Genomic DNA, 26,697 nt, shown 5'->3' on the forward strand with positions numbered 1-26,697 from the left:
GCACTCGCGTGTCCACCTCAGTACCCCTTCCCATCCTCGGTGCCCGTCCGGGCGCGGCGGTCCTCGCCGCTCTGGCCTGTTCCGGCGCCGCCCTGATCGCCGCTCCGGCCGCGGTCGCCACACCGGGTGATCACGGCGACGTCAAAGTACGCAGCGTCGGCACCCCGATCTCGTCCCCGCGGAACGAGACCCGGGTCTGCGACTTCTACCTGGCCGGGAACGACTTCGACTCGGTGCAGGAGCTCACCTGGGCGATCGTCCCGCAGGGGCGGAGTGCCGAGACCAGTGGCCTGTCGGGCGGCATCAGCCTGGCCGGCGGCCTCGGCCGCACCGAGGAGCTGTCGCTGCCGAACGGGCTGTACAAGCTCACCTGGAACATCGAGGGTGCGGGGGGCGCGGGCAAGCAGAAGCTGTTCACCGTGGACTGCAGCAGCAAGGGCGCCCCGGGCGCCAGCTCGGCCCCGGCGGCTCCGTCCGACGACGCGGAGGTCAACCCGGAGGCCGGCCGGGAGCCCACCGACGAGGCGCAGAGCGCGCCCCGGGCCCCCGACGAGGCCGAGACCGACGACCAGCGGACCCATGACGCCGAGGACATCCCGGGCGCCGACGGACCGGAGACCTCCGGCACCGACCGCGCCGCCGACGACGAGGTCGTGGCGGAGGACCAGCAGGCCCAGGCCGCGGCCGACGAACGGGCCGCGAGCCGCGACCGGGCCGAGGCGCCGAGTGGCGCGGTGGGCGCCGGCGGTGGTGGTGTGGCGGACCACGACAAGGACGACGGCGGCCTGTCGGGAGCCGTGATCACCGGAGCGGTGGCGGCCGGTGCGGCGGGCGCGGCCGGGCTGTTCCTGGTGCGCCGAGCCCGTCGTCGCAACCATGGCACCGTCTGACCGGGGGCCTGCCCCGCGCTTGAAGGATCGCGCCCTCCGTCTGCTGCTGACGGTGGGCGCGATCCTGGCACTGGCGGCGGGCGGCTGGACGCTCTACCACGCCTCCTCCGAGGGCGCGCCGGCCGACGCCCGTCCCGTCCTGCCCGCCCATCCACCGATGCCGTACTCGCCCGCGATCACCATCTCCATCCCCGACCTCGCCCTGGAGGCGCCGGTCACCGGCGTCGGCGTGGACCCGCAGGGCCATCTGGAGCCACCGCCGGTGAACGATCCGCGGCTGGCCGGCTGGTACGAGCGCGGACCGGCGCCCGGTGAGCGGGGCACGGCGGTGATCGTGGGGCACCGGGACACCCTCACCGGGCCCGCGGTCTTCCTCAATCTGGGGCAGCTCGATCCCGGAGACGTGGTCAAGGTGGCCCGCGAGGACCACCGGACGGCCGTCTTCACCGTCGACGCGGTGCGCACCTTCGCCAAGGAGGCGTTCCCCGACTCTCGGGTCTACGGCCCGACCGAGCGCCCCGAACTGCGGCTGCTCACCTGTGGCGGCACCTTCGACCGGGCACACGGCTACGCGGCCAACATCGTGGTGTTCGCGCATCTCACCCGCGACGAACCCACCGCCGGGGTGACGTGATCGAGGGCACCCCGGCGCCCTCTGGCACCAGAAAACTACCGGCGTTAGTTTGGCCGGTGACACAGGTGTCGCGCGGGAGGGGGACCATGAGCGTCCACGACGGGATGTACATCGACGGGCAGTGGCGGAAGGCCGCCGGCCCGGACACGATCGAGGTCGTCAACCCCGCCGACGAGCAGGTCATCGGCCGGGTCCCGGCCGGCACCGAGAGGGACGTCGACGCCGCCGTGCGCGCGGCGCGTGCGGCCTTCCCCGGCTGGGCGGCCACTGCGCCCGCCGAGCGCGCCGCCCGCCTCACCGCGCTCCGCGAACGCCTCGCCGCCCGGCGCGAGGAGATCGCCGAGACCGTGAGCGCCGAGCTCGGCGCCACCCTGGCCTTCGCCCAGGCCGTCCACGCCGACCTGCCGATCGCGGTCACCGGTTCGTACGCCGAGATCGCGGCCACCCACTCCTTCGAGGAGAAGATCGGCAACTCCACCGTGCTGCACGAGCCGGTGGGCGTGGTCGCGGCCATCACCCCCTGGAACTACCCGCTGCACCAGATCGTCGCCAAGGTCGCCCCGGCGCTCGCGGCCGGCTGCACCGTCGTCCTCAAGCCCGCCGAGGACACCCCGCTGGTCGCCCGGATCTTCGCCGAGGCGGTGCACGAGGCCGGCCTGCCGGCCGGGGTGTTCAACCTCGTCACCGGCCTCGGCCCGGTCGCCGGCCAAGCGCTGGCCGAGCACGACGGCGTCGACCTGGTCTCCTTCACCGGCTCCACCGCGGTCGGCAAGCGCATCGGCGCGATCGCCGGCGGCGCGGTCAAGCGGGTGGCGCTCGAACTGGGCGGCAAGTCCGCGAACGTGATCCTCCCGGACGCCGACCTGGAGCGCGCGGTCAACACCGGCGTCGCCAACGTCTTCCGCAACTCCGGCCAGTCCTGCAACGCCTGGACCCGGATGCTGGTGGACGCCGACCGCTACGAGGAGGCGGTCGAGCTCGCCGTGCGGGCGACCGCGAAGTTCCGGCCCGGCGACCCGCGCGATCCGCAGACCCGGCTCGGCCCCGTCGTCAACGCCGGCCAGCGCGACCGGGTGCGCGGCTACATCGAGCGCGGTGTCGCCGAGGGCGCCCGGCTGGTGGCGGGCGGACCGGAGGCCCCCGAGGGCCTGGAGCGCGGCTACTACGTCCGGCCCACGGTCTTCGCGGACGTCACGCCCGAGATGACGATCGCTCAGGAGGAGATCTTCGGGCCGGTCGTCGCGATCATGAAGTACACCGACGAGGACGACGCGCTGCGGATCGCCAACGGGACCGTGTACGGACTGGCGGGCGCCGTCTGGTCGGCGGACGAGTCGGCCGCGGTCGCCTTCGCCCGCCGCCTGCACGCCGGCCAGGTCGACATCAACGGCGGACGCTTCAACCTGCTCGCCCCCTTCGGCGGCTACAAGCAGTCCGGCGTGGGCCGGGAGCTCGGCGTCCACGGGCTGACCGAGTACCTCCAGACCAAGTCCCTCCAGCTCTGAGGAGAAGCACATGGTCCGCGCCGCCGTCCTGCCCGCCGTGGGCGCCCCGCTGAGGATCGCCGAGATCGAGCTGCCCGCCCCCGGCCCCGGCCAGGTCCGGATCCGGCTGGCCGCCGCCGGCGTCTGCCACTCCGACCTGTCCCTGTCCAACGGCACGCTCCGCCAGCCGGCCCCCGCCGTCCTCGGACACGAGGGCTCGGGCACCGTGACCGCCGTCGGCGCGGGGGTGACCTCGGTGTCGCCGGGCGACCAGGTCGTCCTCAACTGGGCACCCGCCTGCGGCGCCTGCCACTTCTGCGGACTGGCGGAGCCCTGGCTGTGCGCCGAGTCGGGTGCCGCCGCCGAGCATCCGTACGCCCGCCTCGCCGAGGACGGCAGCGATCTCTACCCGGGCCTGGGCACCGCGGTCTTCGCCGAGGAGACCGTCGTCCCGGAGCGTGCGGTGCTGCCGCTGCCCGACGGGGTGCCGCTCGCCGACGCCGCGCTGCTGGGCTGCGCGGTGCTCACCGGATACGGGGCGGTCCACCACTCCGCCCGGGTGCGCCCCGGCGAGTCGGTGGCGGTCTTCGGCGTCGGCGGGGTGGGCCTGGCGGTGCTCCAGTCGGCCCGGATCGCCGGTGCGGACACGATCGTCGCGGTGGACGTCTCCCCGGCCAAGGAGGAGCTGGCCCGTGCCGCCGGCGCCACCGAGTTCCTGGTCGCCGGCGAGGACTTCGCCAAGGAGGGCCCCAAGCGGATCCGCCGGCTCACCGGCGGCCACGGCGCCGATGTGGCCATCGAGTGCGTCGGCCGGGCGGAGACGATCCGGACCGCCTGGTCCTCCACCCGCCGCGGCGGGCGGACCACGGTGGTCGGCATCGGCGGCAAGGACCAGCAGGTCGCCTTCTCGGCGCTGGAGCTGTTCTACTTCGGCCGCACGCTGGCCGGCTGCGTCTACGGCGACAGCGACCCGGCCAGGGACCTGCCCGCCATCGCCGGGCACGTCCGCGCCGGACGGCTGGACCTCGGCGCGATGGTCACCACCCGGATCGGCCTGGACGGCATCCCGGCCGCCTTCGACGCCATGCTGGCCGGGCGCGGCGGCCGCGCGCTGGTGGTCTTCTAGAGGGTTTCCGGCCGGGTCCGTGCCACGCGCTCGAACTGCAGCGCCAGCCCGTCCAGCAGGGCGGTCAGCCCGGTCTCGAAGGCGCCCTGGTCCACCTGCCGCTCACGCTCCGCGAGCAGGTGGGCCCGGCCCAGATGCGGGTAGTCGGCGGGGTCGTAGGCCGTCGGGTCGTCGACGAATCCGCGCGCGAACGAGCCGAGCGCCGAGCCGGCGACGAAGTAGCGCATCAGCGCGCCGATCCGGGTGGCGTGGGCGGGTGGCCAGCCCGCGTCGACCATGCCGCCGAAGACCGCGTCGGCCATCCGGAGTCCGGCCGGGCGACGGCCGGGCCCCTGGGCCAGGAACGGCACGATGTGCGGGTGCTCGGCGAGCGCCGCCCGGTAGGAGCGGGCCCACTCCAGCAGCGCGGCGCGCCACTGGGTGCCCCCGTCGAACATCGACAGGTCGACCTGGGCCACCACGGTGTCCGCGACCGCGTCGAGGATCTCGTCCTTGGTCGTGAAGTGGTTGTACAGGGACGGGCCGCTCACCCCCAGCTCGGCGGCGAGCCGCCGGGTGGAGACCGCCTGCAGCCCCTCCGCGTCCACCAGGGCGAGCGCCGCCCGGACGATGCGGTCCCGGCTGAGCAGGGGCTTTCGGGGGCGTGCCATGCGCGACATGGTAAGGGCTCACGGCCGAAAACTAACGGCGCTCGTTTACGGCCGAACCGCTGCGGGAAAGCCAGCGGGTCTAAGCGCTTGCTCACCCTCCGTGTAGGGTGTCCGCCATGAGTGCGGAGGCGAACAAGACCGAGGACACCGGGTCGTGGGCCGACATCACCCCTGACGCGGCCCGGCGGCTGGTGATCGCCGCCGTCGCCGCCTTCGCCGAGCGCGGCTATCACGCCACCACCACCCGGGACATCGCGGGCCGCGCCGGGATGAGCCCCGCGGCCCTGTACATCCACTACAAGACCAAGGAAGAGCTGCTCTTCCAGATCAGCGGCGTCGGCCACCAGCTCGCCCTGGGCATCGTCCGGGAGGCGGCGGACGGCGGCGGCAGCCCGGCCGAGCGGCTCGCCGCCGTGGTGCGCTCCTTCGTGCGCTGGCATGCCGAGCACCACACCACCGCGCGAGTGGTCCAGTACGAGCTGGGCGCGCTCAGCGAGGAGCACTACACCGAGATCGTCGCGCGGCGGCGGGAGATCGACGGGGCGGTGCGCGCCATCCTGGAAGAGGGTGTGCGCGCCGGGGACTTCGACGTCCCGGACGTGCCCGGCACCACCCTCGCGGTGCTGTCGCTCTGCATCGACGTGGCGCGCTGGTTCACCGCCGAGGGCCGCCGCACCCCCGACGAGGTCGGCCGGCTCTACGCCGACCTGGTGCTGCGCATGGTCGGCGCGAGCGCGGCCTGACGCGCGGTCGCGTTCCCGGCGTTGGTCAGAGCGTGAAGCGGCTGACGGACTCGGCCACGCACACCGGCTTCTCGCCGCCCTCCCGCTCCAGCGTGACCACGGTCGTCAGCTGGACGCCGTCGCGTACCTCCGCGACCTCCGCGATCCGCGCGGTGGCCCGCAGCCGGGAGCCGACCGGCACCGGGGCGGGGAAACGCACCTTGTTCACCCCGTAGTTGACGCCCATCCGCACCCCCTCTACGCGGACCAGCTGGGGGGTGAAGAGCGGCAGCAGGGAGAGCGTCAGATAGCCGTGCGCGATGGTGGTGCCGAACGGGCCCGCGGCCGCCTTCTCCGGGTCGACGTGGATCCACTGGTGGTCCCCGGTCGCCTCGGCGAACAGATCGATCCGCCGCTGGTCGATCTCCAGCCAGTCGCTGGGGCCGATCTCCTGGCCCACCGCGGACCGCAGGTCGTCGAGCGAGTGGAAGATCCTGGGCTCTGCCATGTGGTGCCTCCCCGGCGGATTCTCACTAAGCGCTTGCTCAGGATGCTGAGGAGTCGCCCGCCTGTCAACGCCGCAACGGCCGTTCACGTCACAACGGCCGCTGAGGAGTCCCGATCGTGCGCTGGGCCGCCGCCCCGCCGCGTCCACCGTCGGCAAGCGGCGGGGCGTGGCGGCCGGTCAGATGGTCGCGTAGCCAGTCGCGTAACCGGGCGCGAACCTGGCGGCGGTCAGCGCCGCGGGCGTCAGCAGCGCGAGCGGCACCACGATGCCGCAGCCGGTGCACACCGGACCGGCCGCCGGGCAGCGGTCCAGGTCCTCGCGCCAGATGATGCGGTCCTCCGCGCAGATCGGGCACGCGGTGTCCGGCCCGGACTCCATCGCCGCGACCATGCGCCGCAGCACGGCGGCCAGCCGGCCGCGGGGGTGTGCCACCGGGCTCTCGCAGGGGACGATGTCACAGCCGCCCCAGGTGTGCAGGTGCCATTCGTCGACGGCGTTCGGCTGCCGGATGCCCAGGTGCTTCTCCTGCCGGCGGCGCGCGGCGAACTCCGCCTCGTACTCCAGCCACACCGCGCGGGCTTCTTCCAACTCCTCCAGCGCGTGCACCAGTCGCGCCGGATCGGGGTCCCGGTCCTCCGGGGATATCCCGGCCCGGGTGCACAGATGGTGCCAGGTCGCCCGATGCCCGTAAGGCGCGAACTTCTCCAGGCACTTGCGCAATGCCGTGCGCCGCTGGGCGACATGTCTGTGCGGATCGCGTACCTCTCGCGCGAGCGCTCTGAAACCGGCCACTGCATCCCACCTCCGCTGGTGCGGATCCGACTTCTTACGGAATGGACGTAAGGCACCGCCCGAAGGATCCCTCGCCACTCAGGGCTGTCTCATGCGCACCGGTTTCCGGCGGATTCGTGTCGGACGCTCCCGCCCGGGCTCCGCACGAGGTCCGGCCGAGACCCGCACCGAGCTCCGGCCGGGGTCCGCGCCGAGGTCCACACCGAGGTCCACGCCCCCTTCCCCGGTACATACCGACCGCTTAGTATGCGTCGGCAGTGGAGTCCAGGCAGGGGAGAGCCGACAGATGAAGACCTTGCGCGGTGCGGGAGTCGTCGTGACCGGAGCGGGCGGCGGCATCGGGGCCGCCCTCGCCCGCCGCTTCGCGGCCGAGGGTGCCCGGGTCGTGGTGAACGACCTCGACGCGGCGAAGGCCCGCGAGGTCGCCGACGAGATCGGCGGCACCGCCGTCCCCGGCGACGCCTCCCGCATCGTCCCCGAGGCCCGCGACGCGCTCGACGGCACCATCGACGTCTACTGCGCCAACGCCGGGGTCGCGCCCGTCGGCGGACCGGAGGCCGCCGAGGAGGTCTGGGCGAGCGCCTGGGACGTCAACGTCATGGCCCATGTGCGCGCCGCGCACCAGCTGCTGCCCGCCTGGCTGGAGCGCGGCGAGGGCCGCTTCGTCGCCACCGTCTCGGCGGCCGGCCTGCTCACCATGGTCGGCTCCGCGCCGTACAGCGTCTCCAAGCACGCCGCCCTCGCCTTCGCCGAGTGGCTCTCCGTGACCTACCGGCACCGCGGCATCCAGGTGCACGCGATCTGCCCGCAAGGGGTCCGCACCGACATGCTGCGCGCCACCGGCGCCACCGGTGAGCTGGTGCTCGCGCCGACCGCCATCGAACCCAAGGACGTCGCCGAGGCGCTCTTCGCCGGCATGGCGAAGGACCGCTTCCTGATCCTTCCGCACCCCGAGGCGGGCCACTTCTACCAGGCCCGCGCCACCGACACCGACCGCTGGCTGACCAGCATGAACCGCATCCAGCAGAAGCTGGAGGAGGATGCCGGGTGACCGGGAGTACCGGCCGCTCAATCCTCTGACGGACGTCCGTACCATCGCACCCGCCACCACGTCGCGGCCGAAGGGCCGGACCCGCACCGCGGCGCACCTACGGCAGACAGGGGCCCACCGTGACGTCGTACCAGGACAAGCCCTGGCTCGCGCAGCTCAACGCGGCGCAGCGCGAGCCGGTCCAGGCGCGCCCGAGCGTGCTGCACGCCTTCCGGGACGCGGTCCGCGCGGTGCCCGACCGCACCGCGATCGCCTACTTCGACGGACGGCTGAGCTATGCCGAGGTCGACGCCCTCACCGACGCGGTGGCAGGGCATCTGGCGACGCGCGGCTTCCGGCCCGGCGACCGGCTCGCCCTCATGCTGCAGAACACCCCGCACTACGTCCTCGCCCTGCTCGGCACCTGGAAGGCCGGCGGCACGGTGGTGCCGGTCAACCCGATGTACAAGGCCGGCGAGCTGCGCCATGTGCTGCACGACGCCGGCGCCACCGCGCTGGTCTGCTCCGACCACGCCTGGCGGGAGTACGTGGGTCAGGTGGCGGCCGGTTCACCGGTGCGGCTGGCCTTCACCGCCCGCGACCGCGATTTCCAGACCCGGGACGACGAGCGGGTACTGCGGCCCCGGACACCCGACGCCACCGACGAGGGCGCCCAGGCCCGGGATGCACAGAACGGCGCTGCGGAGGCGGGTGCCGGGGCCCGGGTCACGGAGGCCCGGGTCGGCAAGGCCGGCGAGCCCGAGGATCTGCTCACCGTCGCCCGTGGCACCGCCCGCCCGCCGGCCGACTCCGCGGTCTCCGCCGACGGCATCGCCCTGATCAGCTACACCTCGGGGACCAGCGGCGTCCCGAAGGGCGCCACCAACACCCACGCCAACCTGGCCTACAACGCCGACCGGCAGTGGGTGGGCCACGCCCTGCCGGACGGCTCGACCTACTTCGGCCTCGCCCCGCTCTTCCACATCACCGGCATGGTCTGCCAGCTCGGCACCTGCTTCGCCGCCGCCGGCACCCTCGCGCTGGCCCACCGCTTCGAGCCCGGCGTCGTCCTCGACGCCTTCCTGGAGCACCGCCCCGCCTACACCGTCGGCCCGTCCACCGCCTTCATGGCCCTGCTGGCCCAAGCGCACGCCGGGCCGGACCACTTCGCCTCCTTCCGGATCATCTCCTCCGGCGGCGCACCGCTGCCGCCCGCCCTGGTGGAGCGGTTCCGCGAGCGGTTCGGCCGCTACCTCCACAACGGCTACGGCCTCACCGAGTGCTCGGCACCCTGCGCGAGCGTGCCACCGGGCGTCGAGGCCCCCGTCGACCCGGTCTCCGGCACCCTGGCGGTCGGCGTGCCCGGGCCGGACACCCTCGTGCGGATCATCGACGAGGCGGGGGCGGACGTGCCGATCGGCGAAACCGGCGAGATCGCCGTCCGCGGCCCCATGGTGGTGCCCGGCTACTGGCGGCGCCCGGAGGACACCGCGGCCGCCATGCCGGGCGGGGAGCTGCGCACCGGCGACGTCGGCTTCATGGACCAGGGCGGCTGGCTGTACGTCGTCGACCGCAAGAAGGACATGATCAACGCCTCCGGCTTCAAGGTCTGGCCGCGCGAGGTCGAGGACGTCCTCTACACCCACCCGGCGGTCCGGGAGGCCGCGGTCGTCGGGGTCCCCGACCCGTACCGCGGCGAGACCGTCAAGGCGTACGTCAGCCTGCGGCCGGGGGCCCACGCGGCGCCCGAGGAGCTCAGCGCCTACTGCCGGGACCGGCTGGCGGCGTACAAGTACCCGCGGGTGGTCGACGTCCTCCCGGAGCTGCCGAAGACGACCAGTGGGAAGATCCTCCGACGGGAACTGCGTTCCCGAGAGTGACCAGACGGAACGAGAGAAGAGGTGGCGACGATGGCCAGAACGACGGAGCGCGGTCCCACACCGGTGCCGCAACGGCTGCTGGCCGCCGCCACCCGCCTCTTCGCCGAGCAGGGCTACGACCGCACCTCCGTGCAGGAGATCGTCGAGGCGGCCGGAGTCACCAAGGGCGCCCTCTACCACTACTTCGGTTCCAAGGACGACCTGCTGCACGAGGTGTACGGCCGGGTGCTGCGCCTCCAGCAGGAGCGGCTGGACTCCTTCGCGGACGCGGACGCCCCGGTCGAGGAGCGGTTGCGCGCTGCGGCCGCCGACGTCGTCGTCACCACGATCGAGAACCTCGACGACGCGATGATCTTCTTCCGCTCCATGCACCACCTCAGCCCCGAGAAGCACAAGCAGGTGCGGGCCGAGCGGCGGCGCTACCACGAGCGCTTCCGGGAGCTGATCGAGGAGGGCCAGCGCTCCGGGGTGTTCAGCGACGCCACCCCGGCCGACCTGGTGGTGGACTACCACTTCGGGTCGGTCCACCACCTGGGCACCTGGTACCGCCCGGACGGCCCGCTCACCCCGCAGCAACTGGCCGACCACCTGGCCGACCTCCTCCTCCGCGCCCTCCGCCCGTAAAAAATCCAGCCCCTCCGGCGAGGAGCGGGTCCGGCAAATCCGGTGGGTCCGGCAAATCCAGCCCCTCCTGGGGGCACCTCCCAGCGGTAGCTGGGGGAGTTTGAGGAGCGGGGTCCGGGGCGGAGCCCCGAAAGCCCGCCGCAGGCGGCCCAAAGCAGCCCAGCCGGCCCACCCCGCCCCGCTCCGCCACACCCCTACGCGTACCGCCGAAGCTCCCGCCGCGCCAGCGACCGCTGATGCACCTCGTCCGGCCCGTCCGCGATCCGCAGCGTGCGGGCCGCCGCCCATAGCTCGGCCAGCGGGAAGTCCTGGCTGACCCCACCCGCGCCGTGCAACTGCACGGCGCGGTCCAGGATGCCCACCACGGTCCGCGGCGTGGCGATCTTGATGGCCTGGATCTCCGTGTGCGCGGCCCGGTTGCCGACCGTGTCCATCAGCCAGGCCGTCTTGAGCACCAGCAGCCGCAGCTGCTCGACGGCGACGCGGGCGTCCGCGATCCACTCCTGGACCACGCCCTGGGCGGCCAGCGGCTTGCCGAAGGCGGTACGGGCCACCGCGCGGCGGCACATCAGCTCGATCGCGCGCTCGGCCATGCCGATCAGCCGCATGCAGTGGTGGATCCGGCCCGGTCCGAGCCGGGCCTGGGCGATGGCGAACCCGCCGCCCTCCTCACCGATCAGGTTGGTGGCCGGGACCCTGACCCGGTCGAAGACCACCTCGGCATGGCCGCCGTGGTAGTGGTCCTCGTAGCCGTAGACCCGCATGGCCCGGCGCACCTCGACGCCCGGGGTGTCGCGCGGGACCAGGATCATCGACTGCTGGCGGCGCGGGTCGGCGCCCTCGGGGTCGGTCTTGCCCATCACGATGAAGATCGCGCAGTCCGGGTTCATCGCGCCGGAGATGTACCACTTGCGGCCGGTGATGACATAACTGTCGCCGTCCCGCTCGATCCGGGTCTCGACGTTGGTCGCGTCGGAGGAGGCCACGTCCGGCTCGGTCATCGCGAACGCGGACCGGATCTCGCCCGCGAGCAGCGGCTCCAGCCACTGCTTGCGCTGCTGCTCGGAGCCGAACTCGGCGAGCAGCTCCATGTTCCCGGTGTCCGGCGCGGCGCAGTTGAGGGCGGTGGGTGCCAGCTGCGGGCTGCGCCCGGTGATCTCGGCGAGCGGGGCGTACTGCAGGTTGGTCAGTCCGGCTCCGTACTCCCGGTCCGGGAGGAAGAGGTTCCACAGGCCCTGGCGGCGGGCCTCGGCCTTGAGCTCCTCGACGACGGGCGGGGTGTCCCAGGGGGAGCCCAGCGCCGCGCGCTGCTCCTCGGCGATCGCCTCGGCCGGGTGGACGTGCTCGTCCATATAGGCCAGCAGCCTGGCGCGCAGCTCCTCGGTGCGGGCGTCGAATGCGAAGTCCATGGGGGCGTCAGCTCTCCTGAAGGGTGGTGAGACCGTTGCGGATGAACACCGGGACGAGGGCACCGATGCGGTCGAATCCCGCGCCGACGGTCTGGCCGAGCGTGAAGCGGTAGTGGATGCCCTCCAGGATCACCGCGAGCTTGAACCAGGCGAAGGCGGTGTACCAGGCGATGTCCGAGACGTCCCGGCCCGAGCCGGCGGCGTACCGCTCGATCAGCTCGGCGGGGCTGGGGTGGCCGGGTGCGCCGGCGGTGGTGGAGACCGGCGACTCGGGGAGGTCGAGGGGCCGGCTGTACATCACCAGCAGGCCGAGGTCGGTCAGCGGGTCGCCGAGGGTGGACATCTCCCAGTCGAGGATCGCCTGGATCCGGTCCCCGGCGCCGACCAGCACGTTGTCCAGCCGGTAGTCGCCGTGGATGACGGTGGGCGCCGGGGACTTCGGCAGGGCCGCGCCCAGTGCGGCGTGCAGCTCGTCGATGCCCGGCAGCTCGCGGTTCCTCGAGGCCGTCAGCTGCTTGCCCCAGCGGCGCAGCTGCCGCTCCAGGAAGCCCTCGGGCCGCCCGAAATCGGCGAGACCGGCCGCGGCCGGATCGACCGCGTGCAGTGCGACCAGGGTGTCCACCAGTCCCAGCACCACGCCCCGGGTGCGCTCCGCGCCCAGCGGGGCGAGCTGATCGGCCGTGCGGTACGGCGTGCCCTCGACGAACTCCATGACGTAGAAGGGCGAGCCCAGGACGGAGTCGTCCTCGCACAGCAGCACCGGCTCCGGTACCGGCACCGGCGTCGGGTGCAGCGCGCTGATGACCCGGTGCTCACGCGCCATGTCGTGCGCGGTGGCCAGCACATGCCCGAGCGGGGGGCGGCGCACCACCCAGCGGCCGGTGCCGTCGGTGACCCGGTAGGTGAGGTTGGACCGGCCGCCCTCGATCAGCTCGGCGGTCAGCGGCCCGCTCAGCAGCCCCGGACGCTCCCGGTCCAGATGGTCGCGGAGCCGCTGGGGATCGAGACCGGGGGTCTGACGTGCCGGGGCCGGTGCGTCAGGGGTGCCATGGTTCATCGAGTTCTTCCTCCGGACGGAGTGGGACGACGGCTCAGCACATGATGCCGACCAGTCGGTATGTCCGTCCAGTGGGTCTCCGGTCACCTGCCGCACGGAACGTCGGCGGCCGTCCGGCGGAGATCCGGCCGCACCCCGGCACGGTCAGGGCGCGGCTCGGCGCGGCCCGGCTCGGTCCGGTGCGGGAGAGGGGTGCGCGGGGCGCCGGGCGGTGGTCAGACGGTGCGCTCCATGGACGGGCGGAGCCGGCTGAGCAGCGCGAACAGGGTCGCCCGCTCCTCGTCGTCCAGGCTGTCCAGCGCGGTGTGCGTCGCCTGCATCTCGGTGCGCACCTCCAGGATCGTCTCGCGCCCCTTGTCGGTGATGACCACGTTCTTCACCCGGCGGTCGGCGGGCGAGGGCTCGCGGCGCACCAGGCCGCGGTCCTCCAACCGGTCGACGATGCCGGTGATGTTGGAGGCGTCGCAGGCCAGCCGCTCGGCCAGGCCGCGCATGGCCACCGGCCCGCCGCGCACCTCGACGAGCACCTTGGCCTGGGTAACGGTCAGACCGTGCGGTGTCGCCGCGGCAGCGAAGTCACGCCACTGGGCGATGCCGATCGCGGCGAGCAGCTCAAGGAGCTCGAGCTTGGCGGGGGCATGCGGGGTGCTGGCGCTCATATCTCAACCCTACGCAAAGTAATTCAGGGATTCAATCATTAGCTTGACTACCTCAACCTTTGATGTCTACCGTTAGTCGAGTTGCTTGATGACGTCAAGCATCCATGTCGTGAAGTAACCAGAAGGACAGCCACCCTGATGAGCCAACCAGCCGCCCCCACGGCTACCGAGGGACGCAAGGAGACGGTGATCGTCTTCGCGCTCAGCCTCGCCGCCATGGTCGTGTCGATGATGCAGACCCTGGTCGTCCCGATCCTCGGGCTGATCCAGAACGATCTGCACACCACCTCGGCCAACGTCAGCTGGGTGACCACCGCCACCCTGCTCTCCGCCGCGGTCTTCACCCCGCTGCTCGGCCGCTTCGGCGACCAGCACGGCAAGAAGCGCACGCTGGTCGGCGTACTGATCGTCATGGTCGCCGGCTCGGTGCTCGCGGCGACCACGCACTCCCTGACCTGGCTCATCGTCGGCCGGGTCCTCCAGGGCGCCGCCACCGCGATCTTCCCGCTCGCCCTCTCCGTGCTCCGCGAGGAAGTCCGCCCGGCGAAGCTCCCCGGCGCGATGGCCCTGGTCAGCGGCACCCTGGCGTTCGGCAGCGGCATCGCGCTGGTCGCCGTCGGACTGCTCACCTCCGGCGACAACCCGGACTACCGCAGCGCCTTCTGGCTGGCCACCGGACTCGCCGTGGTGGCCCTGCTGGCCGTGGTCTTCCTGGTGCCGGCCACCCGCGAGACGACCGGCGGCCGCACCGATGTGCTCGGCGCCCTCTCCCTCGGCGCCACCCTCGTCCTGCTGCTGCTCCCCATCACCCAGGGACACGAGTGGGGCTGGACCAGCGGGCGCACCCTCGGCGGCTTCGCCGGCGCCGTGGTCATGGCGGTCGTGTGGGTGATCGTGGAGCGGAAGGTGCGCGAGCCGCTCGTCGACATGCGGATGTTCACCCATCCCCCGGTGCTCTTCGCCAATGTGGCCGGTCTGCTCGTCGGCTTCGGGATGTTCGCCCTCTTCATCGGCGTCTCGTTCCTGGTCCAGATGCCGTCCAAGCTGATCGGATACGGCTTCGACGCCTCCGTGCTGCGCGCCTCGGTGGAATTCCTGCTGCCCAGCACCGTGGTCTCGCTGCTCTCCGCGCCGGTCGGCGGCCAGCTGGTGCGCCGCCACGGGCCGCGGCTGGTGCTGATCATCGCCTCGGTCGTCGGCACCCTCGGCTTCGCCTGGGTCGCCCTGGACCACAGCCACACCGTCTCGGTCATCGGTGCCGGCATGCTCGTCGGCGCGGGCATCAGCTTCGGCTACGCCGCGATGCCGGCGGTGATCGTCGCCAGCGTGCCGCCGCACCAGACCGGCATCGCCAACGGCATCAACTCCATCGCCCGGTCCACCGGCAGCGCCATCGGCAGCGCCATCGTGACCACCGTGCTCGCCTCCAAGAGCGTCGAGCACCTGCCGCCGGGCGTTCCGGCCCTGCCCGCCGAGTCCCAGTTCACCCTGAGCTTCGTCCTCGCCGGTGCGGCGTTCGCGCTGGTCGCGCTGGTCGCCGGATTCGGGCTGCGGAAGATCCACACGCACCGGACCGTCGAGGCGAAGGCCGAGGCGGCACCGGCCGCCGAGCCCGCGTCCGCCGACGCCTGACCCTCCCCGGGCCCATCCGTGGGCCCGTCCCCCGGCGGGAGGCGAGCCGTACCCCCGACACGGCCCGCCTCCCGCCTTCCGCTTTTCTCTTCCAGCGGTGAGGCGGCGGCGCCGACCATACGGCCGCCGACCGTACGGCCGCCGGCCGGGGACGCGGCCCCGGTGTCAGAGGAGGACGGCCGCGCCGAACACCGCCAGCGCCACGGTGCACCCGGCCGCGACCATGGCCGCCCGCGGGGACAGCGCGGGCGGCCGCGGCGTGTCCAGCGCGCTGATGCGGCGGTGCGCCGCTCCCCAGAATGCCGCCCACCCCAGCGCGATCAGCGACATCACCAGCAGCGGGCCCGGCCGCGCCCCGTCCTGCAGCGCCTGCCGCGCCCCCAGCCCGCACGCCACCGCGCAGGTCAGCGTGGTGCGCCGCCAGGCCAGCCGGGTCCGCTCGGGCTGGAGCCCCGGATCGCGCCGCGCCTCGCCCACCGTCAGCCGGTCCAGCCGAAGGCGACCACGACCACCATGGCCAGCGCCATCACCCCGACGGCCACCCCCACCGCCGCCGGGAAGCGGGAGGCCGGCAGGTCCTCGCCGCGCCGCATCGCCCGCTCACAGCGCACCCAGTGGTTGACCGCCCGGATCGCGCACAGCGCTCCGCCCGCCAGCAGCACCACCGCCAGCGTGACCCGCAGCGGCCGACCGGTGTCGGTCAGGAACTGGTCCACCGCGAACCCTCCGCCCACCAGCGCGAGCGCGGTGCGCAGCCAGGCCAGGAAGGTCCGTTCGTTGGCAAGCGAGAAGCGGTAGTCGGGGGTGTCGCCCTCCTCGCGGATCCGCGCGGGCGCGAACCACAGCCGCACCGTCGCCGCGGCGGAGCGGACGGCGCTCCGGAGGGTGGCGGGGGCGGATCTCACCGGATGGTTCACGGGACGTGGTTCTCCCGCCGCTCCGCATCACGCCAGGCCAGCAGCCGCCGGTACCCCTCCAGCCCGTCCGGCACCCACTTCCACTCGCCGAGCCGCCGGGCCACCTCCTCCTCGGTCAGGAAGGCGTGCCAGGCGACCTCCTCGGCCTGCGGGTGGACCGGCAGCTCGCAGCGGACCTGGTAGACCCGGCTCCACCAGGTGTGCTCGGGCGCCTCGTAGAGGAAGCCGAACAGCGGCTCGGGCGCGGGTAGCCCGGACACCCCGAGCTCCTCCTCGGCCTCGCGCAGCGCCGCCTCGTCATAGGACTCACCCGCGCCGACGACCCCGCCCACGAACATGTCGTACAGCGAGGGGAAGACCAGCTTCCGCGCGGTGCGGCGGTGCACGAAGATCCGCCCCTCGGCGTCCCGCGCTAGGACGAACACGCACCGGTGCCGCAGCCGCCGCGCCGTCGCGTCGCCGCGCCGCGCCTGCCCCACGACGCGGTCCTGCTCGTCCACGATGTCCAGTAGCTCGTCGGCCGAGCGCGGCATTGGATCAGACATGAGGTCATACAAACAGATCGCCGAAGCCGGTACGGAGGCCGACACAAAGCACCGCAGGGAGGTTGACGCCATACCGGCCGGTAGGCAGGATCGCCCCACAACGGCGGCCGCACACCCGGGTGCGCTCCCGGTGAGCCCTGGCAGGGATGGCAGCGCATGTCCTACGACGCGGATGTGATCGTGATCGGAGCGGGGCTCGCGGGACTCGCCGCCACCGCCGAGCTGGCCGACGCCGGACGCAGCGTCATCCTGCTGGACCAGGAGCCCGAACAGTCCCTCGGCGGCCAGGCCCACTGGTCCTTCGGCGGCCTCTTCCTCGTCGACTCGCCCGAGCAGCGCCGGCTGCGGATCCGCGACAGCCACGAGCTGGCCTGGCAGGACTGGCTGGGCACCGCCGCGTTCGACCGCGAGGAGGACCACTGGCCGCGCCGCTGGGCCGAGGCGTACGTCGACTTCGCGGCGGGCGAGAAGCGGTCCTGGCTGCACCGCCAGGGCGTGCGCTTCTTCCCCGTCGTCGGCTGGGCCGAGCGCGGCGGATACGACGCCACCGGCCACGGCAACTCGGTGCCCCGCTTCCACGTCACCTGGGGGACCGGTCCCGGGATCGTGGCCCCCTTCGAGCGGCGGGTGCGGGCCGCGGTCGCCCGCGGCCTGGTCAGCCTCCGCTTCCGGCACCGGGTCACCGGGCTCACCCGCACCGCCGGGGTCGTGGACACCGTCAGCGGCGAGATCCTGGAGGCGAGCGACGCCGAGCGCGGCACGCCCAGCAGCCGGGACGTCGCCGGGGCCTTCGAACTGCGCGCGCAGGCGGTGATCGTCACCTCCGGCGGCATCGGCGGCAACCACGATCTGGTCCGCCGCAACTGGCCGCGGCGGCTCGGCACCCCGCCGGAGACCATGATCTGCGGGGTGCCGGCGCATGTGGACGGGGCGATGCTCGGCATCGCCGAGGCGGCCGGTGCGCGGCTGATCAACCGGGACCGGATGTGGCACTACACCGAGGGCATCCAGAACTGGAACCCGATCTGGCCCATGCACGGCATCCGCATCCTCTCGGGCCCCTCACCGCTGTGGTTCGACGCCCGCGGCAGGCGGCTGCCGGTGCCGCTCTTCCCCGGCTTCGACACCCTGGGCACCCTTGAGCACATCATGCACACCGGTCACGACCACACCTGGTTCGTACTGAACCAGAGGATGATCGAAAAGGAGTTCACCCTCTCCGGCTCCGAGCAGAATCCCGATCTGACCGGCAGGAGCGTGCGCGAGGTGCTGGGCCGCGCCCGGGGCGGGACGCCCGGCCCGATCCAGGCGTTCGTCGACAACGGCGCGGACTTCGTGGTGGAGCCGACGCTGACCCGGCTGGTGCGCGGGATGAACGAGCTCACCAAGGAACCGCTGGTGGACGAGGCCGAGCTGCACCGCGAAATCGTCGCGCGGGACCGCGAGGTCGCCAACCCCTTCAGCAAGGACCTCCAGGTCACCGCGGTGCGAGGCGCCCGCAAGTACCTCGGGGACCGGTTGATACGGACCGCCGCGCCACACCGTCTGCTCGACCCCGCGGCCGGCCCGCTGATCGCCGTACGCCTGCACATCCTCACCCGCAAGACCCTGGGCGGGCTGGAGACCGACCTGTCCGCACGGGTGCTGACCGCGGACGGCGATCCCCTGCCCGGCGTCTACGCGGCGGGCGAGGCGGCCGGATTCGGCGGTGGCGGGATGCACGGCTACCGCTCGCTGGAGGGCACCTTCCTCGGCGGCTGTCTGTTCTCCGGGCGGGCGGCGGGCCGCGCCGCCGCCGAGGCCATCGGCTGACCGATGCTCCCAAGCGCGGACCCGTCGGACACCCCCTAGGACTCCAGCGCGGCCCGCACCCGGCGCGAGGCGGTGAAGGCGTACAGATCCAGCACGCCGGGCGGGTCGGCGAGTCCGGGCCCGCCCGCGCGGATCCATGCCGCGATGTCGCCGAGCACGTCCTCGTCGTTGACCAGTCCCAGCCACACCGGGCGGCCCCCGGCCGCCCGGCCCGCCGCCGAGGGAGACACGACCATCACATTGGCCTGGTCGCAGACGTCGAGACAGTCCGAGGCGCGGACCTCGGCGGCGCCGCCCAGGGCGGCCCGGAGCCGGGGCAGCTGCCCGGCATGGTCGACGCCGGGAATCTTCCGTGCATCGCCGCAGCAGCAGCCGCGACAGACCGTCACCCGGCAGGGAGCGGTGGATTTGCTGGTCACCGCGCGATCCTAGAACGCCCCCCGCCCGGACACGCGAACGGGCCGCGGGAGATCCTCCCGCGGCCCATTCCGATGGCGCGTCAGCCCATACGTCCAGCGCGCTGTCTCACTTGTTGATGCAGACGTTGCCGAACGCGGGGTTCAGCAGGGCGATGAAGCCGTCGACGGTGTTGCCGCAGACGTTGATCGGGACGTGAATCGGCACCTGAACGACATTGCCGCTGATGAAGCCCGGCGAGCCGACGGCCACACCCTTGGCGTACGCGCCGTGGTCGCCGCCGCCGTGCCTCCCGTTCTTCCCGTTCCCGTTGTTCTTGGTGCGAGTCTTGGGCTTGGCTACCTTGACTACCTTGGCAACCTTGACTGCCTTGGTCGCCTTGGTCTGGGTTTGGGCCTTGCCGCCGTCTTGGACGCTCGCCGCGGCGACGCCGGCTCCGCCGACGATGAGGGCGCAGCTGGCGGCGGTGATCCCCGCAGCCCGGACGATTCGGTTCATCGCCAGATTCCTTTGCGTGTTGCGAATGGGGCAACTTTTCCAACGAGCCGAATCGGCCCAGGGTGCGGACAATCACCCGATGGCAGCATTCACCGGTCTCGGCAGTTCCATACTTCGGGTACCGCAAAGCCCGAATGGGCGAGAAACGTACGAGAAAAACACCGCACCGACCCGGGGGCGGCGGGCCGCGAATTGCCGGTGAATCCGGATACCGCGCGGCGCGCCGTCAGACACTGCACACCGGGTCCTTCTCGGTGGCTTGCGGATCGAGCCTGGGAGCCCCCGGTGCCACCGCCCGGGTGATTTCCCGTGCCCGGGCCATCCGCGCCACCCCGTCGTCCGGCGGTCCCGGGTCCTCGGTCGCGCGGGAGGTCGCGCGGCGCAGCCCGGGGCTGATGTCCCGGATGGCCGGCGGCCCCGGGGGAGCGGTCCGCCGGCCTCCCTCGCGGTACTCCTCGGCGTACCAGACGGCCAGCGGCATCAGGCACAGCGCCAGGGCGAGCGCGGCCCAGACCACCATCGCGCCCTGGGAGTGGCGCAGGGCGAAGGAGGCCAGGATCGACCCGCCGAAGACCACCGCCCACAGCAGGTGGATCCGGAAGGTGGCCGGCCGGTCCGGGCTGGCGGAGTCGCCCTTGGGCGTCACCACGAAGCGGCTCTTGCGGCGCAGTGCCGCGTCGAACAGCGACTTGGCGTAGATCGGCGCGGAGAGCGCGGACAGCAGCATGCCGGCGGCCCCGGAGGAGCCGGCCGGTTCGTGCGGGCTGACGTTGTGCCGTCTGTTCCAGACGTAGAGCCCGATCTGCAACGCGGCAGCGTCGCCGTAGAGCATGAGCCACACCTCGGGGGCGATGTGCACGCCGGCCGCGCCGATGGCGAGGAAGAGCAGGCAGGACAGGGCGGACAGCACCCAGTTGAGTGCGGTCATGGGGTAGTAGGCGACCATCAGGCCGTAATTGAGCAGCCGCCCCGGAGGCAGACTCCAGGCGCCCTTCCAGAACTGCTTGAGCACCGTTTCGTAGGTGCCGCGCGACCACCGCATCTGCTGCGTGAAGAAGTCGGTCCAGGACGACGGGCCCTCGCCCACCGCGAGCACGTCCGGTGTGTAGACCGAGGCCCATTTCCGGCCGGTCGCCGGATTCCGGTGGCGATGCAGCTCGAATCCGGTGGCCATGTCCTCGGTGATGGAGTCGTACAGCCCGCCGATGCCCTTGAGGGCACTCACCCGCACGGCGTTGTTGGTACCGACGAACATGGCTCCGCGATAGGCGTTGCCGGCCCGTTGGATCAGTGCGTGGAAAAGGAACTGCTGACTCTCCGCGGCCTTGGTGACGGGTGCGTGGTAATTCCCGTACACCTGCGGCCCGACGACGAACGCGACATCCGGGTCCCGGAAATAACCGAGCATACGCTCCAGGAAGTTGGGCAGCGGGACATGGTCGGTGTCCACGCACGCCATGAAGTCGTAGCCGCTGCCGTGCGCGTCGAGCCAGGCGTTGTAGTTCCCGTGCTTGGTACGGGCGCGGAAGGGGCCGGCCGGCTGATTCCATTTCTCGACTCCCTTGCGGGAGAAGTGGTGCACGCCCAGTCCCGCGCAGAGTTTCTTGACCTCGTCGTCGTTCCCCTCGTCGAGCAGCCAGATGTCCAGCTTCCCGTCGTGCCGCAGCCGGGTGGCCCCGCGCAGGGTGGCGCGCACCATCTCCAGCGGTTCCTTGCCGGGCACGAAGGAGGTGAGGAAGGCGACCCGGGTCCCGGGCTGGGGCGGCACCGGCACCGGGTCGCGCGCCATCAAGGTGGCGTGCGCGTTGGAGACCACCGTGAACAGCCGGAACGATTCGATCAGTCCGATCGAGGCCAGTATGACCAGGTCGGCCACGTGCTCCCAGCCGGTCACGCCGGGCCGCTGCACCCAGTGCGCGGGTTGCAGCAGCCAGATGAGCAGCAACCCGGAGAACAGCGGCGCGGCGCACAGCAACAGGACGGCACGCAGCCAGTGCGGCTCCTGGGCGATCAGACTCCGGAACCTCACGCGGTACGGGACTCCCGGCTCCGGTTCCCTCAGCGGGCCTGCCAACTGGCTGTAGCGGTCGTACGCGTAGGCGGGCCCGGCGGGCGCGGAGGAGCCCTCCGCGCTGGCGTTGAGGGGGCTCGGCGACGTCATCAGGTCCACTCCCGCAGTGCTGTGGGGGTCGGAGTCTCACGCGGCGATCACCCGAATGGAGGAGATCGTCGGGTGGTCGCCCGAGATGAGAAGGTAACAATCATGCAGGACACACTTGGGCAAATCGGATGTTCGGCGCGTCTTCGTTCAATTCAGAAGAAATGGCCACCCCGACGGGGCACCCCGGCAGGCCATCCGGGCGCGTCCTGCGTGATTTACATCCCGTCATCTGTCATGGTCTTGGGCGGTTCACAAGGCGGGCACCACCCACCGAGCCCAGCAGCGGAGTGACGCGATGAGAGTCCTGCACGTCATCAGCGGGCTCGGTGCCGGCAGCGCCGAACAGCAGCTGCGACTCCTGCTGCGCCACCTCCCAGTGCGCTGCGACGTCGTCACCCTCACCGACCCCGGTGCGGTCGCCCACGGAATCCGCGCCGACGGCACCCCCGTCACCCACCTCGGCATGGCCGGCGGACGCGACCCGGGCGCCCTCCTCCGGCTGGTGCGGCTGATCCGCGCCGGCGGCTACGACCTGGTGCACACCCACCGGTACCGGGCCTGTCTGTACGGACGGGTCGCCGCCCGGATCGCCGGCATGCGCGCGGTCATCGCCACCGAGCACTCGCTCGGCGCCACCGCCATCGAAGGCCGGCCGCTCACCTGGGCCACCCGCGTCCGCTACCTCGCCTCCGAACGGCTGGGCTCGGCGACCGTCGCCGTCTCCGCCACCGTCGCCGACCGGCTGCGTGCCTGGGGCGTGCCCAGCGAGCGGGTGCACCTCATCCCGCACGGCATCGACGCCCGCCACTTCCGCTTCGAGCCCGCCGCCCGGTCCGCCGCGCGGTCGCGACTGGACCTGACCGCACCGGACTTCGTCGTCGGCGGCGTCGGCCGGCTGACCCGGGCCAACCGCTACGACCTGCTGCTGCGCGCCGTCGCCGCCGTCCCCCAGGCCCGGCTGCTGCTCATCGGCGACGGCCCCGAGCGCCACCGGCTGCGCGCTCTGGCCGTCGCCCTCGGCGCCGGCGACCGGATCCGGCTGCTGGGGGAGCGGGACGGGGCCGTCGAGACCGCGGGGGACCCGCCCGCCGACATCCCCGGACTCCTCGCCGCCATGGACGTGTTCGTCTCGACCGCACCCGAGGGCATCTTCGGTCTCGCCGTCGTCGAGGCCCTCGCCGCCGGCCTCCCGGTGCTCCACGCCGCCTGCCCGGCCGTCGACGAACTGCCGCCCGACGCCGCGCCCGGCGCCCGCCGCATCGCCCCCGACGCCCATCTGCTCGCCGCCGCGCTGCGCGAACACGCCACCGCCGGGGCCCCGCGGCTGCCCGTCCCGCCGGCCGTCGAGCGCTACACCATCCAGCGCACCGCCCATCGTCTGATGGCGCTCTACGACCGCACCGCCACCCACGGCCCGGACGGCTGCGCGCGCGGGCCGGCGCCCGCCACCCCGCAGAGGCCGTTCCCCGCCCTCTCCGACCCCCGGCGCTGACCGGCGGCCCGCGCCCCGGCCTCGACGGAGCCCCGGGGGGTGCTGCAAGACTGGCCGGGTCCCACCGAAGGAGCACCGGTATGTCCATGGTCCGCCAACTCCGCAGGGCGGTGCGGCTGCCCCTGCGGCGCCGCCGCGTCGATCTCAGCCACCCCGCCCGGTCCCCCCTCGGCACGGCCGTGGTCAGCTGCGTGGCGTATCTGGACGGCGTGCGGCAGGAGGGCGACTGCCCGGCGGCGGAGGCGCTCGGTTACGTCCGCAAGGCCGACGGCGGGTTCGTCTGGATCGGCCTGCACGAACCCACCGACCAGGAGTTCGCGGGCATCGCCGAGCTCTTCGGGCTGCACCCGCTGGCCGTGGAGGAGGCCGTCCACGCCCACCAGCGGCCCAAGGTGGAGCGCTACGACGACACCCTGTTCGCCGTCTTCAAGACCGTGCGCTACGTCGATCACGACCGGCTCACCGCCACCAGCGAGGTCGTGGACACCGGCGAGATCATGGTCTTCACCGGCTCCGACTTCGTGATCACCGTGCGACACGGCCGGCACGGCTCGCTGGGGCCGCTCCGCGAGGAGCTGGAAGCCGCCCCCGAGCAGCTGGCCAAGGGGCCCGCGGCGGTGCTGCACGCGATCGCCGACCACGTCGTCGACGACTACCTCGCGGTCACCGACGCGGTCTGGTCCGACATCGACCAGGTGGAGACCGAGGTCTTCGCCCCGCAGTCCCCGCACGGCGCCGACCCGGGGCGCATCTACCAGCTCAAGCGCGAACTGCTGGAGCTGAAGCGGGCGGCGGCGCCGCTGGACCGGCCGCTGCAGATGCTCGCCACCCAGCCGATGCGCCTGGTCGACCCGGAGATCCAGACGTACTTCCGGGACGTCGCCGACCACCTGGCGCGGGTCTCCGAGCAGATCGCCGCCTTCGACGAACTGCTCAACTCCATACTCCAGGCCCATCTCGCCCAGGTGACCGTCGCGCAGAACGAGGACATGCGCAAGATCACCGCCTGGGCTGCGATCATCGCGGTCCCCACCATGGTGTGCGGCGTCTACGGCATGAACTTCGACCACATGCCGGAGCTGCACTGGAAGTACGGCTATCCGCTGGCCCTCGCCGTGATCGCCGTCCTCAGCGCCACCATCCACCGGGGCTTCCGCCGCAACGGCTGGCTGTGACCCCCGCGACGCCAGGCCCCCGGCCTCCCGGCCACCCCGCTGAACATCTCGGATAATGTGTGATGTCCGTCGGCGGTTCGAGGCTGTGCGAGGGAGGCCGGAAGGTGAAGCAGGGCCGGGGGTCGGAGGCCGAGGTGGAGCAGCGCCGGCTGTCGGTGCTGCGCCGCGTCGCCCAGGAGGGGGAGGTGCGGATCGACGCGCTCGCGAAAAGCCTCGGGGTCAGCGCGATGACCGTCCACCGCGACCTGGACAACCTGCACGCGCGGCAGCTGCTGGTCAAACGGCGGGCGGTGGCGGTGGCCTTCCCCCCGCTGATCATGGAGACGGCCGTCCGGTTCCGCGAGACCCTGCACGCGGCGGAGAAGGCGGCCATGGCCGAGGTCCTCGGGGCGCAGGTGAAGCCCGGATCCACGGTGCTGATGGACTGCGGCACCACGCTCTTCCCGCTCGCCCGGCACCTCGCCACCGTCGAAGGGCTGCGCGTGATCACCAACTCGCTGCGGCTGGCCCACCTCCTGGGGGCCTCCGGCGACACGGAGGTGACCTTGATCGGTGACCGCTTCCACCCCGACTTCGAGTCCTGCGCGGGACCCGAGGCGCTGCGGCGGCTGGAGCGGATCCGCGCGGACGTCGCCTTCACCACGGCGACCGCGGTCAGCGACGGCCGCCTCTACCACCCGGTACAGGCCTACGCCGAGCTGAAGGAGGCCCTCCAGCGAGCCGCCGAGCGCGTAGTGCTCGCCACCGACGGCAGCAAGTTCGGCCGCACGGCCACCCATGGATACGGCGACCTGGGCCGCTACGACCTGGTCGTCACCGACGCTTCCGCGCCCGCGGAGGAGATCGGGGCGGTGAGACGGCTCGGCGTGGTGGTCCGCACGGTGCGGCCCGCCGGGGCGGGCGGCACCGCGGACGACCCTCCCCGGGCGCCCGGCCGGTCCTGATCCGCAAGCCCGCAAGCCCGCAAGCCCGTAAGCCCGTAAGCCCGCAAGCCCGTAAGCCCGTAAGCCCGCAAGCCCGCACAAGCCTTCAAGCTGGAGGACGGTTATGCCAACGGTCGCCGGGGTGGACTCCTCCACCCAGTCGTGCAAGGTGGTGGTCTGCGACGCCGAGACCGGAGAGGTCCTGCATCGCGGACGGGCCTCCCACCCGGAGGGCACCGAGGTCGACCCGCGGGTGTGGTGGGAGGCGCTGCTGGACGCGGGGCGGGGCCTTCTGGAGCACGTGGACGCCGTCGCCGTCGCCGGTCAGCAGCACGGTCTGGTCACCGTCGACGCGGACGGGCAGCCGGTGCGCGACGCCCTGCAGTGGAACGACACCCGATCCGCCCAGGCCGCCGCGGACCTGGTGGCGGAGCTCGGCGGGCCGGAGAAGTGGGCGCAGGCGGTGGGCACCGTTCCGCTCGCCGCCATCACGGTCGCCAAGCTGCGCTGGATGGCCGAGCACGAGCCGCACCTGGCCGACCGCACGGCCGCGGTGATGCTGCCGCACGACTGGCTGACCTGGCGGCTGTGCGGCGGCCCGGAAAGCGGCGCGCCCCTGGTCACCGACCGCGGTGACGCCTCGGGCACCGGGTACTGGTCGCCTGCCGAAGGCCGGTACCGCACGGACCTGCTCTCCCTCGGCTTCGGAGGCCGCACGCCCGCGGTGCCCCGGGTGCTCGACCCGTCCGAGCCGGCCGGCCGGACCGAGCACGGCGCGCTGGTGGCAGCCGGTACCGGCGACAACATGGGGGCGGCGCTGGGGCTGGGCATCGGACCGGGGGACGCGGTGGTCTCGCTGGGGACCAGCGGCACCGCCTTCGCCCTCTCCGCCCGTCCCACCGCGGATGCCGGCGGCGCCGTCGCCGGCTTCGCGGACGCCACCGGACGGTTCCTGCCGCTGGTCTGCACCCTCAACGCGGCCCGGGTACTCAGCTCCACGGCCCGGCTGCTCGGCGTCGGGCTGGACGAGCTCGACCGGCTCGCGCGGCAGGCGCCGCCCGGCGCCGAGGGGCTGGTCCTGCTTCCCTATCTGGGCGGCGAGCGCACCCCCAACCTGCCCGACGCGGCCGGCAGCCTGCTGGGCATGCGGGTCGCCAACATGACCCCGCCCAACCTGGCGCGGGCAGCGGTGGAGGGCATGCTGTGCGGCATGGCCGAGGCCCTGGACCGGCTGCGCGGGCAGGGCCTGGCGGTGGAGCGGGTGGTGCTCATCGGCGGCGCCGCCCGGGCACAGGCCGTCGGGCAGGTGGCGGCCCAGGTGTTCGGCAGCGCGGTGACCGTGCCCAGTCCGGACGAGTACGTGGCCCTGGGCGCGGCACGCCAGGCCGCATGGGCCCTGTCCGGGGCGGCGGAACCGCCGCGCTGGCCGCGGGCCGCGGCCGGCGCCATCCCCGGCCCGGCCGACCCGGAGCCCGGCGAGCGTGTTCGCCGCGGCTACGCGGCGGGCCGCCAGTCGCTCCACGGCTGACCCTCCGTGCCCGGCCCGGCGCGCACCGCCGCGACCGGCACCCCTATTTCTGCTCACGTGAGCACGGTGAGCTCATTTCTCAAAAAAAGCCCCTCATTCCATTGACATCGCCTTGCGCGGATCTTTAATGGA

At 72.9% G+C, this 26,697-nt stretch carries 25 protein-coding genes and 1 pseudogene; 14 read left to right on the forward strand and 12 right to left on the reverse strand.

Going from position 1 to position 26,697, the window contains the following annotated elements:
- The first annotated feature begins 8 nt into the window (after positions 1-8).
- The 4 genes from AC4BDD_RS24205 to AC4BDD_RS24220 all read left to right on the forward strand — a co-directional run bounded on the left by AC4BDD_RS24205 (position 9) and on the right by AC4BDD_RS24220 (position 4,134).
- Entirely contained in the window at positions 9-890 is an 882-nt protein-coding gene (locus AC4BDD_RS24205; RefSeq protein ID WP_490687567.1) for a hypothetical protein, read from the forward strand.
- On the forward strand, positions 877-1,524 hold the full coding sequence (locus tag AC4BDD_RS24210) for a class F sortase (protein WP_490687568.1): 648 nt from the start codon (positions 877-879) through the stop codon (positions 1,522-1,524). The genes AC4BDD_RS24205 and AC4BDD_RS24210 overlap by 14 nt, the downstream gene beginning before the upstream one ends.
- A gap of 86 nt (positions 1,525-1,610) precedes the next feature.
- Entirely contained in the window at positions 1,611-3,029 is a 1,419-nt protein-coding gene (locus tag AC4BDD_RS24215) for an aldehyde dehydrogenase family protein (RefSeq protein WP_490687569.1), read from the forward strand.
- 10 nt (positions 3,030-3,039) lie between these two features.
- The gene (locus AC4BDD_RS24220; protein ID WP_490687570.1) at positions 3,040-4,134 is read left to right on the forward strand and encodes a Zn-dependent alcohol dehydrogenase; all 1,095 of its coding nucleotides are present in this window, start codon (positions 3,040-3,042) and stop codon (positions 4,132-4,134) included.
- Here AC4BDD_RS24220 and AC4BDD_RS24225 read toward each other — a convergent pair.
- Positions 4,131-4,784, reverse strand: a complete 654-nt coding sequence (locus AC4BDD_RS24225; protein ID WP_490687571.1) for a TetR/AcrR family transcriptional regulator — start codon at positions 4,782-4,784, stop codon at positions 4,131-4,133. The two genes, AC4BDD_RS24220 and AC4BDD_RS24225, sit on opposite strands and share 4 nt — an antisense overlap.
- A gap of 116 nt (positions 4,785-4,900) precedes the next feature.
- Here AC4BDD_RS24225 and AC4BDD_RS24230 point away from each other — a divergent pair, with 116 nt between their 5' ends.
- Positions 4,901-5,527 carry a TetR-type transcription factor C-terminal domain-containing protein gene (locus AC4BDD_RS24230; RefSeq protein WP_490687572.1) on the forward strand — a complete coding sequence of 209 codons (627 nt, stop codon included), beginning with the start codon at positions 4,901-4,903 and terminating at the stop codon, positions 5,525-5,527.
- A 25-nt stretch (positions 5,528-5,552) separates the two neighbouring features.
- Here the strand turns inward: AC4BDD_RS24230 and AC4BDD_RS24235 are convergent, their stop codons facing one another.
- Entirely contained in the window at positions 5,553-6,014 is a 462-nt protein-coding gene (locus AC4BDD_RS24235; protein WP_490687573.1) for a MaoC family dehydratase, read from the reverse strand.
- Positions 6,015-6,191: 177 nt separating this feature from the next.
- Positions 6,192-6,806 (reverse strand): hypothetical protein, encoded by a 615-nt coding sequence (locus tag AC4BDD_RS24240; RefSeq protein ID WP_490687574.1) that lies wholly within the window; start codon positions 6,804-6,806, stop codon positions 6,192-6,194.
- A gap of 286 nt (positions 6,807-7,092) precedes the next feature.
- On the opposite strand from AC4BDD_RS24240, the gene AC4BDD_RS24245 reads away from it, so the two are divergent.
- From AC4BDD_RS24245 to AC4BDD_RS24255, 3 genes are all read left to right on the forward strand, one after another.
- Positions 7,093-7,857, forward strand: a complete 765-nt coding sequence (locus AC4BDD_RS24245) for an SDR family oxidoreductase (RefSeq protein ID WP_490687575.1) — start codon at positions 7,093-7,095, stop codon at positions 7,855-7,857.
- A 119-nt stretch (positions 7,858-7,976) separates the two neighbouring features.
- A complete protein-coding gene (locus tag AC4BDD_RS24250) occupies positions 7,977-9,716 on the forward strand; it encodes an AMP-binding protein (RefSeq protein ID WP_490687576.1) in 1,740 nt (579 codons plus the stop codon).
- Positions 9,717-9,746: 30 nt separating this feature from the next.
- A complete protein-coding gene (locus tag AC4BDD_RS24255) occupies positions 9,747-10,340 on the forward strand; it encodes a TetR/AcrR family transcriptional regulator (RefSeq protein WP_490687577.1) in 594 nt (197 codons plus the stop codon).
- 194 nt (positions 10,341-10,534) lie between these two features.
- On the opposite strand, the gene AC4BDD_RS24260 is transcribed toward AC4BDD_RS24255, so the two are convergent.
- The 3 genes from AC4BDD_RS24260 to AC4BDD_RS24270 all read right to left on the reverse strand — a co-directional run bounded on the left by AC4BDD_RS24260 (position 10,535) and on the right by AC4BDD_RS24270 (position 13,465).
- Positions 10,535-11,749: an acyl-CoA dehydrogenase family protein gene (locus AC4BDD_RS24260; protein WP_490687578.1), complete on the reverse strand. Its 1,215-nt coding sequence runs from the start codon at positions 11,747-11,749 to the stop codon at positions 10,535-10,537.
- A 7-nt stretch (positions 11,750-11,756) separates the two neighbouring features.
- Entirely contained in the window at positions 11,757-12,806 is a 1,050-nt protein-coding gene (locus AC4BDD_RS24265) for a phosphotransferase family protein (protein WP_490687579.1), read from the reverse strand.
- Positions 12,807-13,021: 215 nt separating this feature from the next.
- On the reverse strand, positions 13,022-13,465 hold the full coding sequence (locus AC4BDD_RS24270; RefSeq protein WP_490687580.1) for a MarR family winged helix-turn-helix transcriptional regulator: 444 nt from the start codon (positions 13,463-13,465) through the stop codon (positions 13,022-13,024).
- Between the two features lie 138 nt (positions 13,466-13,603).
- Between AC4BDD_RS24270 and AC4BDD_RS24275 the strand changes: the two genes are divergently transcribed.
- Positions 13,604-15,097: an MFS transporter gene (locus AC4BDD_RS24275; protein WP_490687581.1), complete on the forward strand. Its 1,494-nt coding sequence runs from the start codon at positions 13,604-13,606 to the stop codon at positions 15,095-15,097.
- Between the two features lie 165 nt (positions 15,098-15,262).
- On the opposite strand, the gene AC4BDD_RS24280 is transcribed toward AC4BDD_RS24275, so the two are convergent.
- Genes AC4BDD_RS24280 through AC4BDD_RS24290 form a run of 3 tightly spaced genes read right to left on the reverse strand, consistent with a single transcriptional unit; the run spans position 15,263 to position 16,559 of the window.
- A complete protein-coding gene (locus AC4BDD_RS24280) occupies positions 15,263-15,574 on the reverse strand; it encodes a DUF202 domain-containing protein (RefSeq protein WP_490687582.1) in 312 nt (103 codons plus the stop codon).
- A gap of 2 nt (positions 15,575-15,576) precedes the next feature.
- On the reverse strand, positions 15,577-16,002 hold the full coding sequence (locus tag AC4BDD_RS24285) for a YidH family protein (RefSeq protein WP_490691926.1): 426 nt from the start codon (positions 16,000-16,002) through the stop codon (positions 15,577-15,579).
- Between the two features lie 8 nt (positions 16,003-16,010).
- A complete protein-coding gene (locus tag AC4BDD_RS24290; RefSeq protein WP_490687583.1) occupies positions 16,011-16,559 on the reverse strand; it encodes an NUDIX domain-containing protein in 549 nt (182 codons plus the stop codon).
- A 156-nt stretch (positions 16,560-16,715) separates the two neighbouring features.
- On the opposite strand from AC4BDD_RS24290, the gene AC4BDD_RS24295 reads away from it, so the two are divergent.
- Entirely contained in the window at positions 16,716-18,371 is a 1,656-nt protein-coding gene (locus AC4BDD_RS24295; RefSeq protein ID WP_490687584.1) for an FAD-binding dehydrogenase, read from the forward strand.
- A 35-nt stretch (positions 18,372-18,406) separates the two neighbouring features.
- Here AC4BDD_RS24295 and AC4BDD_RS24300 read toward each other — a convergent pair whose 3' ends face one another.
- From AC4BDD_RS24300 to AC4BDD_RS24310, 3 genes and pseudogenes are all read right to left on the reverse strand, one after another.
- Positions 18,407-18,790 (reverse strand): (2Fe-2S) ferredoxin domain-containing protein, encoded by a 384-nt coding sequence (locus AC4BDD_RS24300; protein WP_490687585.1) that lies wholly within the window; start codon positions 18,788-18,790, stop codon positions 18,407-18,409.
- Positions 18,791-18,896: 106 nt separating this feature from the next.
- Positions 18,897-19,055, reverse strand: a pseudogene (locus AC4BDD_RS24305) (chaplin); the annotation flags it as partial.
- Positions 19,056-19,512: 457 nt separating this feature from the next.
- The gene (locus AC4BDD_RS24310; protein WP_490687586.1) at positions 19,513-21,447 is read right to left on the reverse strand and encodes a glycosyltransferase family 2 protein; all 1,935 of its coding nucleotides are present in this window, start codon (positions 21,445-21,447) and stop codon (positions 19,513-19,515) included.
- A gap of 295 nt (positions 21,448-21,742) precedes the next feature.
- Between AC4BDD_RS24310 and AC4BDD_RS24315 the strand changes: the two genes are divergently transcribed.
- The 4 genes from AC4BDD_RS24315 to xylB all read left to right on the forward strand — a co-directional run bounded on the left by AC4BDD_RS24315 (position 21,743) and on the right by xylB (position 26,565).
- Positions 21,743-22,939 (forward strand): glycosyltransferase, encoded by a 1,197-nt coding sequence (locus AC4BDD_RS24315; protein WP_490687587.1) that lies wholly within the window; start codon positions 21,743-21,745, stop codon positions 22,937-22,939.
- An 80-nt stretch (positions 22,940-23,019) separates the two neighbouring features.
- Positions 23,020-24,114, forward strand: coding sequence for a magnesium and cobalt transport protein CorA (locus AC4BDD_RS24320; RefSeq protein ID WP_490687588.1), 1,095 nt, complete (start codon positions 23,020-23,022; stop codon positions 24,112-24,114).
- A gap of 104 nt (positions 24,115-24,218) precedes the next feature.
- A complete protein-coding gene (locus tag AC4BDD_RS24325; RefSeq protein ID WP_490687589.1) occupies positions 24,219-25,058 on the forward strand; it encodes a DeoR/GlpR family DNA-binding transcription regulator in 840 nt (279 codons plus the stop codon).
- A gap of 103 nt (positions 25,059-25,161) precedes the next feature.
- A complete protein-coding gene (gene xylB, locus AC4BDD_RS24330) occupies positions 25,162-26,565 on the forward strand; it encodes a xylulokinase (RefSeq protein ID WP_490687590.1) in 1,404 nt (467 codons plus the stop codon).
- Positions 26,566-26,697: the final 132 nt, after the last annotated feature.

The organism is Streptomyces sp. JLBT605, from assembly GCF_058215555.1.